The organism is Kitasatospora misakiensis (assembly GCF_042656005.1).
Classification (GTDB): domain Bacteria; phylum Actinomycetota; class Actinomycetes; order Streptomycetales; family Streptomycetaceae; genus Kitasatospora; species Kitasatospora misakiensis.
Map to the genome: position 1 here is coordinate 205,211 of NZ_JBHSOF010000001.1, position 14,254 is coordinate 219,464.

At 74.2% G+C, this 14,254-nt stretch carries 17 protein-coding genes; 6 read left to right on the plus strand and 11 right to left on the minus strand.

The features are described from left to right. Positions 1-12 precede the first annotated feature (12 nt). Entirely contained in the window at positions 13-894 is an 882-nt protein-coding gene (locus ACFP3U_RS00780) for a class I SAM-dependent methyltransferase (protein WP_380223069.1), read from the minus strand. A 218-nt stretch (positions 895-1,112) separates the two neighbouring features. Between ACFP3U_RS00780 and ACFP3U_RS00785 the strand changes: the two genes are divergently transcribed. Both ACFP3U_RS00785 and ACFP3U_RS00790 read left to right on the plus strand, forming a co-directional pair. Next, entirely contained in the window at positions 1,113-1,712 is a 600-nt protein-coding gene (locus tag ACFP3U_RS00785; protein WP_380223070.1) for an MFS transporter, read from the plus strand. Continuing rightward, a complete protein-coding gene (locus tag ACFP3U_RS00790) occupies positions 1,676-2,212 on the plus strand; it encodes an MFS transporter (protein WP_380223300.1) in 537 nt (178 codons plus the stop codon). Before ACFP3U_RS00785 ends, ACFP3U_RS00790 begins: the two co-directional genes overlap by 37 nt. Here the strand turns inward: ACFP3U_RS00790 and ACFP3U_RS00795 are convergent. Beyond that, positions 2,202-2,849, minus strand: a complete 648-nt coding sequence (locus ACFP3U_RS00795) for a ScbR family autoregulator-binding transcription factor (RefSeq protein WP_380223071.1) — start codon at positions 2,847-2,849, stop codon at positions 2,202-2,204. The two genes, ACFP3U_RS00790 and ACFP3U_RS00795, sit on opposite strands and share 11 nt — an antisense overlap. 441 nt (positions 2,850-3,290) lie before the next feature. On the opposite strand from ACFP3U_RS00795, the gene ACFP3U_RS00800 reads away from it, so the two are divergent. After that, positions 3,291-3,929, plus strand: coding sequence for a TetR family transcriptional regulator (locus ACFP3U_RS00800; protein WP_380223072.1), 639 nt, complete (start codon positions 3,291-3,293; stop codon positions 3,927-3,929). A gap of 62 nt (positions 3,930-3,991) precedes the next feature. Here the strand turns inward: ACFP3U_RS00800 and ACFP3U_RS00805 are convergent, their stop codons facing one another. The 8 genes from ACFP3U_RS00805 to aroA form a co-directional block, all read right to left on the minus strand. Next, the gene (locus ACFP3U_RS00805) at positions 3,992-4,753 is read right to left on the minus strand and encodes a DUF1062 domain-containing protein (protein ID WP_380223073.1); all 762 of its coding nucleotides are present in this window, start codon (positions 4,751-4,753) and stop codon (positions 3,992-3,994) included. Between the two features lie 266 nt (positions 4,754-5,019). Further along, entirely contained in the window at positions 5,020-5,931 is a 912-nt protein-coding gene (locus ACFP3U_RS00810) for a S8 family serine peptidase (protein ID WP_380223074.1), read from the minus strand. Positions 5,932-5,971: 40 nt separating this feature from the next. Then, positions 5,972-6,247 (minus strand): hypothetical protein, encoded by a 276-nt coding sequence (locus ACFP3U_RS00815; protein ID WP_380223075.1) that lies wholly within the window; start codon positions 6,245-6,247, stop codon positions 5,972-5,974. Positions 6,248-6,281: 34 nt separating this feature from the next. Then, positions 6,282-6,506, minus strand: a complete 225-nt coding sequence (locus tag ACFP3U_RS00820) for a hypothetical protein (RefSeq protein ID WP_380223076.1) — start codon at positions 6,504-6,506, stop codon at positions 6,282-6,284. A 40-nt stretch (positions 6,507-6,546) separates the two neighbouring features. After that, positions 6,547-7,506, minus strand: a complete 960-nt coding sequence (locus ACFP3U_RS00825) for a cyanobactin maturation protease PatG family protein (RefSeq protein ID WP_380223077.1) — start codon at positions 7,504-7,506, stop codon at positions 6,547-6,549. Positions 7,507-8,078: 572 nt separating this feature from the next. Next, complete coding sequence (locus ACFP3U_RS00830) at positions 8,079-8,972, minus strand: lysozyme (RefSeq protein ID WP_380223078.1); 894 nt, start codon at positions 8,970-8,972, stop codon at positions 8,079-8,081. 339 nt (positions 8,973-9,311) lie between these two features. Continuing rightward, positions 9,312-9,659: a rodlet layer protein gene (locus ACFP3U_RS00835; RefSeq protein ID WP_380223079.1), complete on the minus strand. Its 348-nt coding sequence runs from the start codon at positions 9,657-9,659 to the stop codon at positions 9,312-9,314. Between the two features lie 212 nt (positions 9,660-9,871). Beyond that, a complete protein-coding gene (gene aroA / locus ACFP3U_RS00840; RefSeq protein ID WP_380223080.1) occupies positions 9,872-11,116 on the minus strand; it encodes a 3-phosphoshikimate 1-carboxyvinyltransferase in 1,245 nt (414 codons plus the stop codon). Positions 11,117-11,437: 321 nt separating this feature from the next. On the opposite strand from aroA, the gene ACFP3U_RS00845 reads away from it, so the two are divergent. Further along, complete coding sequence (locus tag ACFP3U_RS00845) at positions 11,438-12,013, plus strand: GNAT family N-acetyltransferase (RefSeq protein ID WP_380223081.1); 576 nt, start codon at positions 11,438-11,440, stop codon at positions 12,011-12,013. Between the two features lie 182 nt (positions 12,014-12,195). Here ACFP3U_RS00845 and ACFP3U_RS00850 read toward each other — a convergent pair whose 3' ends face one another. Continuing rightward, a complete protein-coding gene (locus ACFP3U_RS00850) occupies positions 12,196-13,008 on the minus strand; it encodes a hypothetical protein (protein ID WP_380223082.1) in 813 nt (270 codons plus the stop codon). Between the two features lie 231 nt (positions 13,009-13,239). Between ACFP3U_RS00850 and ACFP3U_RS00855 the strand changes: the two genes are divergently transcribed. Together ACFP3U_RS00855 and ACFP3U_RS00860 are read left to right on the plus strand one after the other, a co-directional pair. Then, positions 13,240-13,479 carry a hypothetical protein gene (locus ACFP3U_RS00855; RefSeq protein WP_380223083.1) on the plus strand — a complete coding sequence of 80 codons (240 nt, stop codon included), beginning with the start codon at positions 13,240-13,242 and terminating at the stop codon, positions 13,477-13,479. Between the two features lie 143 nt (positions 13,480-13,622). After that, a complete protein-coding gene (locus ACFP3U_RS00860) occupies positions 13,623-14,252 on the plus strand; it encodes a class I SAM-dependent methyltransferase (protein ID WP_380223084.1) in 630 nt (209 codons plus the stop codon). Positions 14,253-14,254: the final 2 nt, after the last annotated feature.

Consider the following 14,254-nt stretch of genomic DNA (forward strand, 5'->3'; position numbering starts at 1 on the left):
GCGCGCGGCCGGTCAGCCGTCCTTGACGGCGGTGTGCACCATCCACGCGACATGGTGGCGCAGTTCGTACATCTCCACCGTGGAGCGCAGCCCCAGCCAGTGCTCGGTCACCCCGAGCCGCCGCAGCGCCGCGTACGGCAGCCGGAAGTACGCGTACAGCGCCTCCGTGGTCGGCAGGTAGTACGGCGTGGCGTCGAGCTCCTCCTCCAGTCGGAAGCCGGCCCCGGTGATCAGCCCGCCGATCGTCCGGGTGGTGTAGCGGCGGGCGCCGGGCAGCACCATCGCGTCCAGGTACGGCTCCAGCAGCGCCTGCTGCGGGTCGGGCATCTCCGCGCGGGGGACGGCGGCCGGGCCGAGCAGCACCAGCCGCCCGCCGGGCCGCAGCAGCCGGTGGAACTCCGCGAGGGCCCGCGCCGGGTCGTAGGCGTGGCAGAGCGTCTCCATCGAGTAGACGCCGTCGAAGGAGGCGTCGGGGTACTCCAGGTCGTGGAAGTCGCCCCAGGCGAAGGTGGTGCGGTCCTCCAGGGCGGCCCGGGCGCTCAGTCTGCGGGCCTCGCGGACGTGGAAGTCCATGAGGTCGACGCCGGTGACCCGCAGGCCGAAGCGGGCGGCGATCTGGCGTGCCACCACCCCGGAGCCGCTGCCGGCGTCCAGGACGCGGGCGTTGGGCGGCAGGGCGAGCTTGCGGCCGAGCACCCCCTCCAGCTGGCGCTGCGCCCGCCAGCAGCGCCACTTGGACTGGCCGGGCTCGGTCCAGCCCCAGTGCCGGGCCCGTCGGCAGACGAGGGTGTAGAAGAGCCGGTGGCCGACGGTGCCGTAGACCCGCCGCAGCCCGCCGAGATCGAGTTCGCCACCGAACTCGCCGCCGGCCGCGCCGCCGATCTCTCCGATCATCGCACTCGCCCGGCCTTCCGCTGGTCCGCGCCCTTGCCGTCCCGGTCACGCTACCGAGCGGGCGGCGCCGGCGCCGGTCCGGTGCGGCCGGACGGGCGGTGGGGTGGTTCCGTTCCGCCCGTGGGTTCAACCGGTTCGTTCAGCCGGTGGTGGCCTGGGTGGCGGCGAGCAGGGCGTCGAGCAGCCCGGGGAAGCGGATCAAACAATCACGTCCGGTGATGTCCACGCCACCGCACTCCTGGGGGATCGACGTGCCCGTCCGCCTGCTCCTGCTCGCCCTCGGCACCTTCGCCGTCGGCACCGACACCATGGTCATGGCCGGCATCCTCGGCCCGATCGCCGACGACCTCGGGGTCTCGGTCACCGCCGCCGGCCAGCTGGTGACCGTCTTCGCCCTCGGCTACGCCCTGCTCGCCCCGCCCCTCGCCGCGCTCACCGCACGCTGGCCGCGCCGCCGGCTGCTGCTCACGGCGCTCGCCGTGTTCGGCGCCGCCAACGCGCTCAGCGCGCTCGCCCCCTCGTACGGCACCCTGCTCGCCACCCGAGTGCTGGCTGCCGCGGGCGCCGCGCTCTACACCCCGACCGCCAACGCCGTCGCCACCACCCTTGTCACCCCGGAGCGGCGCGGCCGGGCGCTGGCCACCGTGCTCGGCGGCATGACGGTCGCCACCGCCCTCGGCGTCCCGCTCGGCACCTGGATCGGGCGCACCGACTGGCGGCCTCGACGACGCTGGTCTTCTTCCTCGCCTTCCAGACCGTCTACATCTACCTCGCCACCGCGATCGCCCCGGCCACCGGCGGGCGCGCGGACCGGCTGAGCCTGGTCCTGCTGGTCTCCGGCCTCGCCTCGGTGGCGGGCAGTTGGCTGGGCGGGCGGCTGGTGGACCGGGTCGGCGTCCGGCGGGTGCTGCTCGTCGGCAGTTCGGTGGCGGCGGTCGCGTTTGCCGCGCTGCCGTGGGCGGGGCGCTCGATGCCCGGCGCGCTGGCCTACGCCGTGGTCACCCCGCTGGCCGGCTGGGCGGTCTCGGTCGCGCTGCCGCACCGGCTCGCCTCGCTCGACCCGGCCAACGCGCAACTGCTGATCTCGCTCAACAGCAGCGCCCTCTACCTGGGCACGGCCGCCGGCGGCGCGGTCGGCAGCGCCGCCATCGCGCTGTTCGGCGGGCGCTGGTTCCCGCTGGCGGCGGCCGGGCTCGCCCTGGTCGCCGCGGCCACGGCCCGGGCCGCCACCCGGGGCACGGCGTCCGGTGTGGTGTCCGGCACGGCGTCCGGGCGCCCCGGCGCGGTGGGGGTGCCGGCCGCTTCGGCTAGGCCCTGATCGCGCGGAACAGCAACTCGGCCGTCTCCGACCAGCGTTCGACGAGGTCAGCCCGCTCGTGCAGGCCGTCCGAGACCTGCTGGGTGCCGAAGAACGCGGCCACCAGCGACCGGGCCGCCGCCTGCGGCGAGACGCCCGCGCGCAGCTCGCCCGCCGCCTCGGCGCGGGTCAGCAGGCTGCCGAGCAGCTCGGTCCAGTCCACGTACGGGTCCGGCAACTCGGCGTCGATCTGCGGGCGTTCGATCTGCAGCCGGGCACCGGCCCGGGCGACGATGTCGTCCCGGAAGGCGGTGGCCGCGCCCGTCAGCAGGCGGACGGTGGTCGCCAGCGGTCCGTGCCCCTCGGCGGTGACCTCCGCCAGCAGCAACGGCCAGCGGGCGTAGTGCTGTTCGACCACGGCTACGGCCAGCGCCTCCTTGGTCGGGTAGTGGAAGTAGACGGCGCCCTTGGTCATCGCCACCCGGTCGGCCACCTCCTGCACCGAGGTGTGACGGAAGCCCCGGGCCGCGAACAGCTCGGCGGCGGCGGTGAGCACCAGGAGTCTGGTGCGGGCCGCCCGGTCCTGCTTGGGGTCGGGGCCCCGCCGGGTGGCGATGGGCCGGACCCGGAAGGGGCCGGCCGGTTCGGGATCGGACATGGTCGGCTCCTCGGTGGTGGGGGGTGAGCGCGGTGGGGGTGGGTGGTGCGATGGGTCAACACGCTGTGGAGAAGGGCGTGTTGGAAAGATCCGGGGGGAAGATCCGGCGCGATGCCAAACCTTCCGGAAGGTATGTTCCTGGGCTGTCGCACGATAGGGGCACCGCAATGTAGCGGGCCCGCCCAGGCCTTCGCGACCTCCGGGGGAGGGGGATTCGTGAAGGGGCCACCGCCCTGGCGGTGGGCGAGAACCGCCGCCGCGCCACCCTCGGCTGCCCCCGGCCGCGCGGCCGCGGTTCTCGGCATGGCTTTTCTATCGTCGGCAAGTTGACTGATCGTCACCGATCGATTTCCGTCCGATTTCGTCGGATGCGCGGCGGACATGAGGCCGTACTGAGAACATTCCTTCAGAAAGGAATCTTCTCGTTCCAGGGAGGGCCGCATGATGAAGCAGCAGCGGGCGCGGCGCACGCGGGAGAAGGTGCTCGACGCCGCGGCCGAGGAGTTCTCCACCCAGGGCTACAGCCGGGCCACCCTCAACGCGGTGGCGCAGCGCACCGGCATGACCAAGGGCGCGCTGTACGGGCACTTCGCCTCCAAGCGCGCCCTCGCCGGGGCGTTGATGTCGCAGTCGCGGCAGGTCTGGGAGGAGATGCGACTGGCCCGCGACGTCCCGGGCGTCGAGGCCACCGCCGTCCTGGAGGGCCTGGTGCTGGACCTGGCGGTGCGGCTGAAGGAGGACGTCCGCCTGCGGGCGGCGCTCCGGCTGGCCACCGACTGCCCGGACCCGGTCGGCCCGGCACCGGCCGTCGCGGCACCCTCCGGCGCGCCGGACATCTTCGAGGACGTGCAGCGCGGCCTGGTCACCCTGATCCGCCGCGCCCAGGGCGAGGGCACCATGGCACCCCGCCCGCCCGAGCTGGTCGCCCAACTCCTCCTGGCCGTCCTCCACGGCGCCCCGCACGTCGCCTTCGGCCCCCCGGGCGCCCCCGACGACCCGGCCGCCTACGACGCGGCCTGGCGCCTCCTCCTGGACTCCCTCACCGCCGTTCCGGCGGTCGGGGCGGCCCGTGCGACCTAAAACCCGTGCGGGGCCGGGCGGGCGGAGCGATGCTTCGCCCGCCCGGCCGCGGGGTGGTACGGCTACCTCGGGACCGTCACCGCAGCCGCCCTCGTCGGCCGGCTCCGCGCATGATCGACCGGAGAAGTCCCAGCCGCCACGGCCCGGCGTGGGAGCTCCTGGCCCGGTGCGGGCGGCAGTCCGATCCGGGCCAGGTCGGTGCGTTCGGCGTCGGGCGCGTCGAGGGACTTCGCGTGCTTGGCCGCGTCGACGGAACCGGGTCCGTGGATGGTGAGTTCGAAGTCCTGGTGGGCCTTGGCGTCCGGCGCGAACGGCAGGCGGATCCGCCCGTCCGCGACCAGACGGCGCACCTCGGACCGGCTCAGGCCGAGACCGAGCCGGAGCAGCCGCTCCACCCGGACCGGCGCGGGCAGCTCGAAGCGCACCCGCACCGAGAGCGGGTTCGGGTCGTCGAGCGCGTACAGCGGCATGCGGGCCTCCAGCTCCCACGTCCCGGTCCAGTCGAGCCGGTACCGGTTCTTCGCCGCGAGCGACGCGCTCATCACCAGCTCACCTACGGCTGCCGGGTCGTTGTTCTCGTACGCCACCAGCCGGGCCGGCTCCAGCGTCGAGACGTGGGCGCGCTCGTGGACGGGCACCTTCGAGGTCCGGTCGCACGTCGCGCAGCTCAGCAGCAGCCAGACGTCGAGCAGCTTGCCGTTCGCGTTGACGCGGATCTTCCCCGAGGCGCGGTGCCGCGTGCCGGGGCAGTCCGGGCAGGACCGGACGACGGTGGGCAGGGCGGACTGACGCACGGCCCACAGGGCCTTGCGGTCGGTATTCATATGTGTGCTGGGTGCTTTCAGGACTCAGCAGGAGGGCATGCCGAACTCACTCGGCGGCTCCCGCTCTCTGACGGATGCTCACGAGGGGCGCGACCCATCGCCCCGGGGCCGGGTCGTCAGGCTCCGAGGTCGATCGCGCGACAGGTACGTACTACGTGGCAGTCATCAAAAGTCCATGCGGCAGATCATGATCGAGCCGGCGGCTCGCGGCAACCGAATTTCCCCGCGCCCTCGTTGCCGGTGCGGGCGGCGAACTCCGGACCCGGTCAGCCGCCCGTGGCCCGACGCAGCGCACCGTACGCGGCCCAGGCGTCCAGCAGCGGCGGCACCACCGTCCGGCGCCGCCCGGTGCCGGTGCGCAGGACGGCCGACCGCACCTCGGCGGGCGAGGCCGCCGGGAACTCGGACAGCAGGAGGGCGACGGTGCCGGCCACGAACGGGGCGGCCGCGCTGGTGCCGGTGAGCGCCAGCGGGCGGCCGTCGGTGCCGAGCCCGGCGACCGCCTCGCCGGGTGCGCCGACGCCGCGTCCGCCGATCGATCCGCCCAGGTTGGAGAGGCCCATCGGCCGCCCCAGCCGGTCGTACGCGACCACGGGGACGGTCCACGGGTGGCGGGTGAGCACGGACGAGCCGATCGCGCCCTGGTTCCCGGCGGCCACGACCGTGATCGCGCCCCGGTCGGCCGCGTGGTCGAGCGCCCACTCCAACTCGCGGTGGCCGGCGCTGGAGGGGCGTTCGGGCGCGACGCTCAGGTTCAGCACCCGGGCGCCCGCGTCGACGGTCTCCACGATGGCGGCGGCGAGGTCCTCCGGCCACGCGGCCGGGGCGACCCGCGCGGCGCCCCCGTCGGCCGACCGGCCGCCCCCGAAGATGGGGCGCAGTAGGAAGGTGCAGCCCGGGCAGATGCCGGGCGGCTCCGACGTCCGGCGGGCGCCGAGCAGGCCGGCGACGAAGGTGCCGTGACGGCAGGAGAGGTCCCCGTCCGCGCGGCGGCAGTCGGCCCGGTGCCCGCGCTGTCCGCCCCCGACGCCGCCGGGCAGCAGGCGTAGCCGCCCGCCGGCCAGCCCCGGGTGGTCGAGGGCGACGAGGCCGTCGACCACCCCCACGGCGACCTCCGGCCGGCCGGCGCTGCGCGCCATCAGGGACGTCAGCCCGACCTGGTCCAGTGGCCCCGTCATCGCACCCTCCTCCGCGTCGTCGGTCGTCGGCCGCGGGCCGTCAACAGACCTTCACGGCACGGCGGTTGGTGGCCGGACCGTAGTCCTCGGCGTGGCAGTCCTTCCGGCACTGCGTCAGGCATGTCTGGCACTTGGCGCTCTCCAGGCCGCCTTTGCACGCGGAGCGGCATTCCACCGGGCACTCGATCAGACTGCAGAACCCGTCCTGCGGGGTGATGGCCTGCCGGTGCCCGGCGAAGCCGCTGCCGGACGTCGTCCGGTAGTGCCCGTTCGTCCGGTAGACCGCCGAGTCGGCGGTGAAGCCCGGAACACTCATTTCTCGCACCTCCTTGGTCCGCGCCGGTCGGACCCTAGGCGTTGCAGCCCGTCATGCACTCCCACTTGCAGTCCTCGCAGTCGGAACTGAAGGGGTTGCCGTGGCAGTAACGGGAGCAGAGGTGGCCGCACTCCAGCGCGCAGAGCCCCTGCGGGGTGATGGCCGATCGACGGCCGGGGAAGTCGCTGCCGGACGTCGTCCGGTAGTGCCCGTTCGTCCGGTAGACCGTCGAGTCGGCGGTGAAGCCCGGAACACTCATCTCTCACACCTCCTTGGTCCCGCGCCGGTCGGGCGCGAGGTCAACGGTCGTAGAAGGGGCACAGCTTGTTGGCCAGGAAGGGGAACAGTTCGCTCGTGTCCACCCGGACGAAGAACTTCTCACTCACGTCCGTCCGGCGGTCCGTGTAGCAGAGCACGACGTCGATGATCCGGCGGGCGCCGCTCAGCCGGGACTCCTGGAATCTCACCCCGCTCAGCGAGGAGTCGGCGGCGAAGGCCTCCACGGTCTTCTCGTAGATCCGCGGGTAGCGGACGGCGAGGTAGTTGATGGCGCGGTGCTCGTCGGTGTCGCCCGCGTTGTCGGCCAACTGCATGACGCTGCGCAGCAGTTCACGGGACGAGGACTCGAACCGCTCGTCGCTCATCCCCGGGGGCCTGCCGATCGAGGCCACCAGTTCGTCGCTCGTGAAGGAGTAGATCTGCTCGAAGCTCACGACCGGGATCGTCAGGCCGTTGCAGAGGGAGGGCGGGGCGAGCGGCCCGCGGTGTCCGATGACCACGTCCAGGTCGGTGCACTTGGGCTCCGGGCGGACGGCCTCGACCAGCCGGTCGAACTCCACCGGGTCCCTCGGCCGGAGGATGTAGGTCTCCATCCCCTGCACGCTCAACACGTAGCACAACTGCCGTGCGAGGTAACGGTTCTCCGGATCCGTGATCACCGCGTGCACAGCCTGGCGATCTGTCAGGTCGGCGCTCTCGGACCGGCCCACCGCCTGGGCGAGCTCCTTCTCGACCGCCAGGCTCGGGATCCGGTAGTCGATCTGGCCGAGCACGTACACGTAGTTGTTGGCGGGCTCGGGTCCGCCGCCCCGCTCGGCGGGCGGCGCGGCCTCGCAACCGCAGTGCGCCGTGGAGATGGTGGCGGCGGCGGAGGCGGCCGGTGCGAGGACCGGTTCGAAGCGGTCGGGCTCGGCCGGCGGCCGGTTCTCCACCGGGGGCTCCGGCTGTGCCTGGAACTCCTGGTCCATCGGTTGGTCCATGGATGACTCCTCACGCCTTGCGTCACGCCTTGCGTGCCGTGCGGGACGCGGACCTGTCACGCCGGGTGATCGCCACAGGAGGTCACGATCGGTGTCCGTTCCCGTTTCCCCTGGACAGCACCAGCCGGCGGTTGAGCGCGGCCGCTCGCCGTTCGCAGCCGCCGCAGGGCCTCCTGATCCCCATCGTGCTCGTCACGCGCCGGACGGCGTCCCCGAGGCCGATGTCCTCGTCCGTGACGAAGCCGGGAACGCGCACCCGGCGCGGCCGACGCTCACCGTCACCACGACGGGCGTCGTCCCGCTTCTCACCCTCGGTCATCTCTCTCACCCCTCGGTTGGCGGCGGGCGCAGGCCGCGGCCGTCCGCCCGGGACTCCATGGGAACGGACAGTGATGAACAGCTGCGGAGAGTGGACACTTGGGCACGAGGATCCACCCACGCGAGCTGTTTCCAGCCTGCTCCCGTCCGGACCGGACTGCACCCCGGCACGCAGCCCGGACGCCGCGGGCCGTCATGAACCAGTGCCGCGCGGGGTGGGCCCCGCCGGTGCGGGGCCCACCCTTGGTGGGGCGCTAGCCGTTGGCGAGGGCCTGGAGGCGGTCGTAGGCGCCGTTGAAGAGGTTCTGGTCGCCGGGGAAGGTGCCGGAGTCGGCGTGCTGCCAGATGGTCTGGTAGCTCCAGCCGGCCGGGAGGGTGCCGACGGTGGAGGCGTAGCGGGCTATCCAGAGGGGGTTGGTGGCGCCGAAGGAGGAGTTGTTGCCGGTGCAGGTGGTCCACCAGTTGGTGGTGGTGTAGATGGTCGGGTAGCGGCCGGTGCCGGTGTGGACGGTGTTGCTGAAGGCGCGGATCCAGCTCACCATCGCGCTCTGGCTGAGGCCGAAGCAGGTGGCGCCGTAGGGGTTGTACTCGATGTCGAGGGCGGGCGGGAGGGTCTTGCCGTCGCGGGACCAGCCGCCGCCGTGGTCGACGAACCAGTTGGCCTGGGCGGTGCCGGAGGAGCGGTCCGGCAGGGCGAAGTGGTAGGCGCCGCGGATCAGGCCGGCGTTGTAGGAGCCGTTGTACTGCTGGGTGAAGTAGGGGTTGGTGTAGGTGGTGCCCTCGGTGGCCTTGACGTAGGCGAAGCGGGCGCCGTTGGCGCGTACCGAGGACCAGTTGACGTTGCCCTGGTAGCTGGCGACGTCCAGGCCGGGCGTCTGGGTGACGGCGAGTTCGGCGAGGGGGGCGGTGCCGTCGCGGCCCTCGTGGGCGGCCACGGTGGAGCCGGCGAAGTCGAGTTCGGGGTGGATCGGGGGCAGGTGGCCGCCGGCCGCGTGCGCGGGGGCGGCGCTGCCGACGGCAAGGGCGACGGCGGTGGCGACGGCGGCGAACGTGCCGAGCCGGCGCTGCCGACGCTGCCGGGGCTTCCGGAGGCCGGTGGTGCCGGAGGGGCCGGCGGAGGGGCTGGCGGAGCGTGAAGTGCTGGGCATGACACTCCTCTGGTCCGGTGCTGACGACCCGTGGGGTGGGTGCGGACTGCCGGGACTGCCGGTGACGGCGTCCGGCCGCAGTAGGGTAGCCATGTACGTGCCAGCCCGCCAGTATCGGTGGTCACATTCTGACCGGCGGTCACAGCGGAATGGTTCCGACCACCTGGACGACTCACGACGCGCCGCCGGGTGGGAGCAGCACCGGGGCTCGTTGCGGGCTCTGACCCCGGGCCCCCTGCCGCACACAGGCGAACGCCCGGCCGGGTAGCCCCGGCCGGGCGTTCCACCGGACTCCTCGTGGGCTCGGAGCGGCGGTGCTTCCAGTCGTTCTCTGCGGGATCAGCCGATCAGGTGGGAGACGCCGCCGTCACCGGAGGACTGGGTGTTCTCGCCGACGTTGCAGATCTGCTTCGGGGTCTTGTTGAGGATCGGGACCTCGATCGGGACGGCGACGCCGATGACGGCGCCGACCGCGATGTTGTGGACCTCCGGGAGGCAGATGTTCGGGTTGTTGAGGGTGTGGTAGTTGGCGCTGTGGTCGCCGTCGGTGCCGGTCTGGTTGGTGCCGCCGTTGCCCTGGGCCGAGACGGCGGAGCCGTCCGAGTCGGCGATGGCGAAGGCCGACCCGGCGGACATCGCGATGACAGCGGCGGCCAGGCCGGCGGCGGCGAGGGAGTTCTTGAACATTTCCGCATTCCTCTCAAGATGAATTCGAAGCACTGGTCGACCCGTTGGCGGTCGAACGGGCGCCGGCTGAAGGTGGTGCACACGCCCTGAACCGGTTGCCGTCACTGCTGCCCGGACCAAAGAACGACGGTCCGGAAAGTTACGACCTCCGGCCAAAAGCGGCCGCCACCGACACCCGCACGGCCGAGCCGCGCCAGTGATTCCCCCGAGGGTCAGCCGGTGGCCGTCCACTCCTCGCGCAGGCGCCCGAACACCTCGTGGAACTCGGGGAAGGTCTTCCGTACGCAGCCGGGGTCGTCGAAGGTGATGCCGGGCGTCCGCAGGCCGGTGACGGAGAAGGACATCACCATCCGGTGGTCGCCGTACGAGGCGAGTTCGGTGCCGCGCGGGGTGCCCGGCCGGATCTCGATCCAGTCGGGCCCGGTGGCGACGTCGACGCCGAGCCGGCGGAGGTTCTCGGCGCAGGCGTCCAGCCGGTCGCACTCCTTGATCCGGGTGTTGGCGACGTTCTCGATCCGGACCGGCCCGTCGGCGAACGGGGCGACGGCGGCGAGCGTCGGCATGGTGTCGGAGATGTCGCGCATGTCGACGGTCAGGCCGGAGAGCCGGCCGCCCGCGGGACCCTCGACGGTGACCCGGTCCGTGCCGATCTCCACCCGCGCGCCCATCCGGGCCAGCACGTCGACGAACCCCAGGTCGCCCTGGAGCGCGTCCTTGCCGAGCCCCGGGACGGTCAGCCGGCGCCCGGTGAGCGCGGCGGCGGCGAAGAAGTAGCTCGCGGTGGAGGCGTCCGGCTCGACCGGGTACGCGGTGGCCCGGTAGCCGTCGGGCGCGACCTCGAAGACCTGGCCGGTGCGGGTCACCGTGGCGCCGAAGGCCCGCATCATGGCGACGGTGATCTCCACGTACGGCGCGGAGACCAGCTCGGTCACGGTGATCCGCAGGCCCTGCTCGGTGAGCGGGCCGAGCAGCAGCAGCGCGGTCAGGTACTGCGAGGAGAGGCTCGCGTCCAGGGTCAGCTCGCCGCCCCGGACGCCGGCGGCGGCGATCCGCAGCGGGTGGTGGCCCTCGGCCTCCTCGTGCCGGAGGTCGACGCCGAGGGTGCGCAGCGCCTCGGTGAGCGGGCCGAGCGGGCGGCGGCGCATCTGGGCGGAGGCGTCGAAGCGGAAGTCGCCGCGGCCGGCCGCGGCGAGGACGGGCAGGAAGCGGGCCGTGGTGGCGCCGTCGCGGCAGTAGACGTCGGCGTCGTGGGCCGGGCCCTGCGGGCGGCCCTCGACCGTCCACCGGCCCTCTTCGCGGGTGAGCGCGTAGCCGAGCGCGCCCAGGCCCTCGGCGAAGCCCTCGGTGTCGTCGGAGCGCAGCGGGCGGAGCAGGGTGGTGGTGCCGTCGGCGGCGGCGGCGAGGAACAGCGCCCGCGCGGTCACCGACTTGGAGCCGGGGATCTCGACGGTCGTCATGGGGCCTCCGGTGTGAGTGGTTCGGGCGTGAAGGGCGGGGTTCGGCGCCCTGCCATCCTGCCGGAGGGGGCGCTGTGCGGGGGAGGGCGTCCGGCTTTCGGACGGCGGCCGGGCGGTTCGGGGCGACCTTTGGCCGGATGCAGGCCGGATGCAGGCCGGATGCACGGCCGGACGCCGGCCTGGACGCCGGGCCGCCCGCCGTCCCTGTCCGGGCAGGTCGGGGGCCCGGCGGCCTGTGGCACCATGCGAGGGATCGGCCGAACGGCCGCCGCCCCCCGCCCGGGCCACCCCCCGTCCGGGCCGCGCCGAGAAGAGGGTCCCGTGCCCGAGAGCAGCACCCGCGCGGACGCCGAGGCCGCCGCCACCGACCGGCTCGGCTTCCGCGCCGCGACCACCGCCGACGTGCCCGCCCTGCTGGAGCTGGTCGAGTCCGCCTACCGGGGCGACACCAGCCGGGCCGGCTGGACCACCGAGGCCGACCTGCTGGCCGGGCAGCGCACCGACACCGAGGGCGTCACCGCGGCCGTCACCCACGCCGAGGGCGTGGTGCTGCTCGCCGAGCTGGACGGCGAGCTGCTGGCCTGCTGCCAGCTGGAACGCCGGGGCGGGCGCGCCTACTTCGGCATGTTCTCGGTGCGTCCCGGCCGGCAGGGCGGCGGCCTCGGGCGGGCCGTACTCGCGCGGGCCGAGCGGTACGCGGCCGAGGAGTGGGGCGTGGCCGAGATGGAGATGACCGTGATCGAGCAGCGCGCCGAGCTGATCGCCTGGTACGAGCGCCGGGGCTTCCGCCGCACCGGCGACTACTCGCCGTTCCCGTACGGCGACGAGCGGTTCGGCATCCCGCTCCGCCCCGACCTGCGGTTCGAGAAGCTGATCAAGTCCCTTACTGTCCGGTAGCGGTAGCGGTAGCGGTGGCGGTGGGTCAGGTGGTGCGTGAATTCCGCGACACCGGGCACTTCGCCGACACCCTGGCCCGGGTCCTCGCCCCGTGCCTGGACCACGCCCTGCTGGGCGCCGGCGCCGTCTCCTGACGGACGCGGCGGTGCCCGCCCGCCCGCCGCCCGGCCGCCGACGCCCGGTCAGCCGTAGATGCTGCGGCAGATGCGGGCCTGCTCGGAACCGGCCGGCCAGCGGCCGAAGCGCTCCGCCTGGTCGCAGATCGTGCCCGCCCCGGGCACCGACCCGGCGGGCGGGCCGCCCGGGGCGGGGGAGTGCGCGGGCGCTGCGGCCCCGGGTTTCGCCGCAGGGGCCGGCGTGGACGCCGGGGCGGACGCGGTGCCGGCCCCGCCCGTCGCGCGGGTGGGCGCCGGACGCGGCGAACGGCTCGGCCTCGGCCGGGGGACGGCCGAGGCCGAGCGGTCGCCGCCGTCGGCCCGAGGCGCGGCTTCGGCCGGGGGGCCGCCCGCGCCGGTCGGGCCCGGGTCCGCCACGGCGGGTGCCGCGCCGGGCGGCGGGTCCTCGTTGCTCGTCGGCGACGGCAGCGGGGACGGCGCCGGGACCGGCAGCAGACCGGTGGTCGGCGAGACGGCCGGGGTCGGTGCGAGCGGCGGTGCGAGCGGCGGTGTGGCGGAGGGGCCGGAGAAGGCCACGACCCCCGACGTCTCCTCGCCCGACCCGGGCCCGCACATCGTCAGCACCGCCGCCAGCCCGGCGACGATCCCGACCGCGCTCACCACCCACGTCCGGCGCCGTCGTCGCCGGTCCGCCGCGGCGGCCTCCGCCATCGCCTCCCAGGGGGGTGTCGCGACGGGCGCCGGGGGCGGGACCGGCACCGGCGGAGGCTGCCACGCGGGCGTCGGCCACTGCCACTGCGGGGTACCGCCGTTCGGTGCGCTCCCGTCGCCTGCCGCCTGCCCGCTCATGTCCTCGTCCTCCTGCGTCGCGTCCACCATCGCCTGCCGAGGCTCCGCGGGCCCCCGCCGTGCTTCTCCGGCGGATCCTCCACGGCCCCGGCCGGTCCACCCGCCGACGCGGGACTCGCCGTACTCAACGAGCGCGCCGACGCCGGGACATGACCCGGTGGCGGTTCCGGGCGGGCCGCCCGCCCGCGCCCGCGCCCCCGCCGTACGCTGCCTGCCGTACCCCGGGTGCGCTCCCCGGAGGTCCGCCACATGCTGGGGAACATGGAAACCAACAGCACGTCCGGTACCGCGAAGCCCCTGGTCGAGGTCGCCGAGTTCCGCACCGACAGCCGCTACCGGCTGGTCCACTTCGAGGGGCACGGCTGGGAGCCCCTCGGTCCGGAGGAACTCGAACCCCGGATCCATCAGCTCTTCCCCGACCTCGATCCGCGCGACCCGGACCGCGTCCACTGGGCCGACCGCCCCTGGGAATGGCCCGCCTGGCACCCGGGCGAAGCCTGACCGTAGGTGTGATGATCACCGGGGTAGGGTTGACGCGGCCCCTTGACGCGACGTGTTGACTCCCCGCCCGCTGCCGGTGCCTCAGCGGAGGCGCGGGGGTCGTCCGCCTGCGGGGCCGACCGGACGACCCAGGGGGAGGGCCCGTGGAAGCACAGCAGACCGACCGCCCGGCGAGCACCGCCGGCTACGGCGAGGCCGCCGAACAGCTCGCCGCCCAGTACGAGGCCGTGACCTTCGCCGAAGTCCACCGCGAGGCCCTCCACCTGTTCCCGGAGCGGCCGGTGGACGTCCTCGACGTCGGCGCGGGCAGCGGACGCGACGCCGCCGCTCTGGCCGGGCTCGGCCACCGGGTGGTCGCCGCCGAACCGACCGCCGAACTGCGCCGGATCGGCGAGCGCCTGCACGCCGGCAGCGGCGTCCGCTGGGTGGACGACGCCCTGCCCGCCCTGCCCCGGCTCGGCGCGACCGGCGAACGCTTCGACGTGGTGCTGCTCACCGCCGTCTGGATGCACCTGGCCGCCGACGAGCGGACCCGGGCGATGGCGGCGCTCACGGGACTGCTCGCGCCGGCCGGCCGCCTCTTCCTCTCGCTGCGGCACGGCCCCGTCCCGGCGGGGCGGCGAATGTATGACGTGTCGGCCGAGGAGACCGTCGAACTCGCCGGCACCTGCGGGCTGCGCCCCGTGCTGCGCACCGAACGCGCCGATCTGCACGGCCGCTCCGGGGTGCACTGGACCGTCCTGGTCCTCGAACGCGAATCTGCGGTCGGATAGGC

Bases quoted from the DNA above. Each gene is read 5' to 3' on its own strand.
- ACFP3U_RS00780 (WP_380223069.1), bottom strand. From the start codon at position 894: ATGATCGGAGAGATCGGCGGCGCGGCCGGCGGCGAGTTCGGTGGCGAA.
- ACFP3U_RS00785 (WP_380223070.1), top strand. From the start codon at position 1,113: ATGTCCACGCCACCGCACTCCTGGGGGATCGACGTGCCCGTCCGCCTG.
- ACFP3U_RS00795 (WP_380223071.1), bottom strand. From the start codon at position 2,849: ATGTCCGATCCCGAACCGGCCGGCCCCTTCCGGGTCCGGCCCATCGCC.
- ACFP3U_RS00800 (WP_380223072.1), top strand. From the start codon at position 3,291: ATGATGAAGCAGCAGCGGGCGCGGCGCACGCGGGAGAAGGTGCTCGAC.
- ACFP3U_RS00805 (WP_380223073.1), bottom strand. From the start codon at position 4,753: ATGAATACCGACCGCAAGGCCCTGTGGGCCGTGCGTCAGTCCGCCCTG.
- ACFP3U_RS00810 (WP_380223074.1), bottom strand. From the start codon at position 5,931: ATGACGGGGCCACTGGACCAGGTCGGGCTGACGTCCCTGATGGCGCGC.
- ACFP3U_RS00815 (WP_380223075.1), bottom strand. From the start codon at position 6,247: ATGAGTGTTCCGGGCTTCACCGCCGACTCGGCGGTCTACCGGACGAAC.
- ACFP3U_RS00820 (WP_380223076.1), bottom strand. From the start codon at position 6,506: ATGAGTGTTCCGGGCTTCACCGCCGACTCGACGGTCTACCGGACGAAC.
- ACFP3U_RS00825 (WP_380223077.1), bottom strand. From the start codon at position 7,506: ATGGACCAACCGATGGACCAGGAGTTCCAGGCACAGCCGGAGCCCCCG.
- ACFP3U_RS00830 (WP_380223078.1), bottom strand. From the start codon at position 8,972: ATGCCCAGCACTTCACGCTCCGCCAGCCCCTCCGCCGGCCCCTCCGGC.
- ACFP3U_RS00835 (WP_380223079.1), bottom strand. From the start codon at position 9,659: ATGTTCAAGAACTCCCTCGCCGCCGCCGGCCTGGCCGCCGCTGTCATC.
- aroA (WP_380223080.1), bottom strand. From the start codon at position 11,116: ATGACGACCGTCGAGATCCCCGGCTCCAAGTCGGTGACCGCGCGGGCG.
- ACFP3U_RS00850 (WP_380223082.1), bottom strand. From the start codon at position 13,008: ATGGTGGACGCGACGCAGGAGGACGAGGACATGAGCGGGCAGGCGGCA.
- ACFP3U_RS00855 (WP_380223083.1), top strand. From the start codon at position 13,240: ATGGAAACCAACAGCACGTCCGGTACCGCGAAGCCCCTGGTCGAGGTC.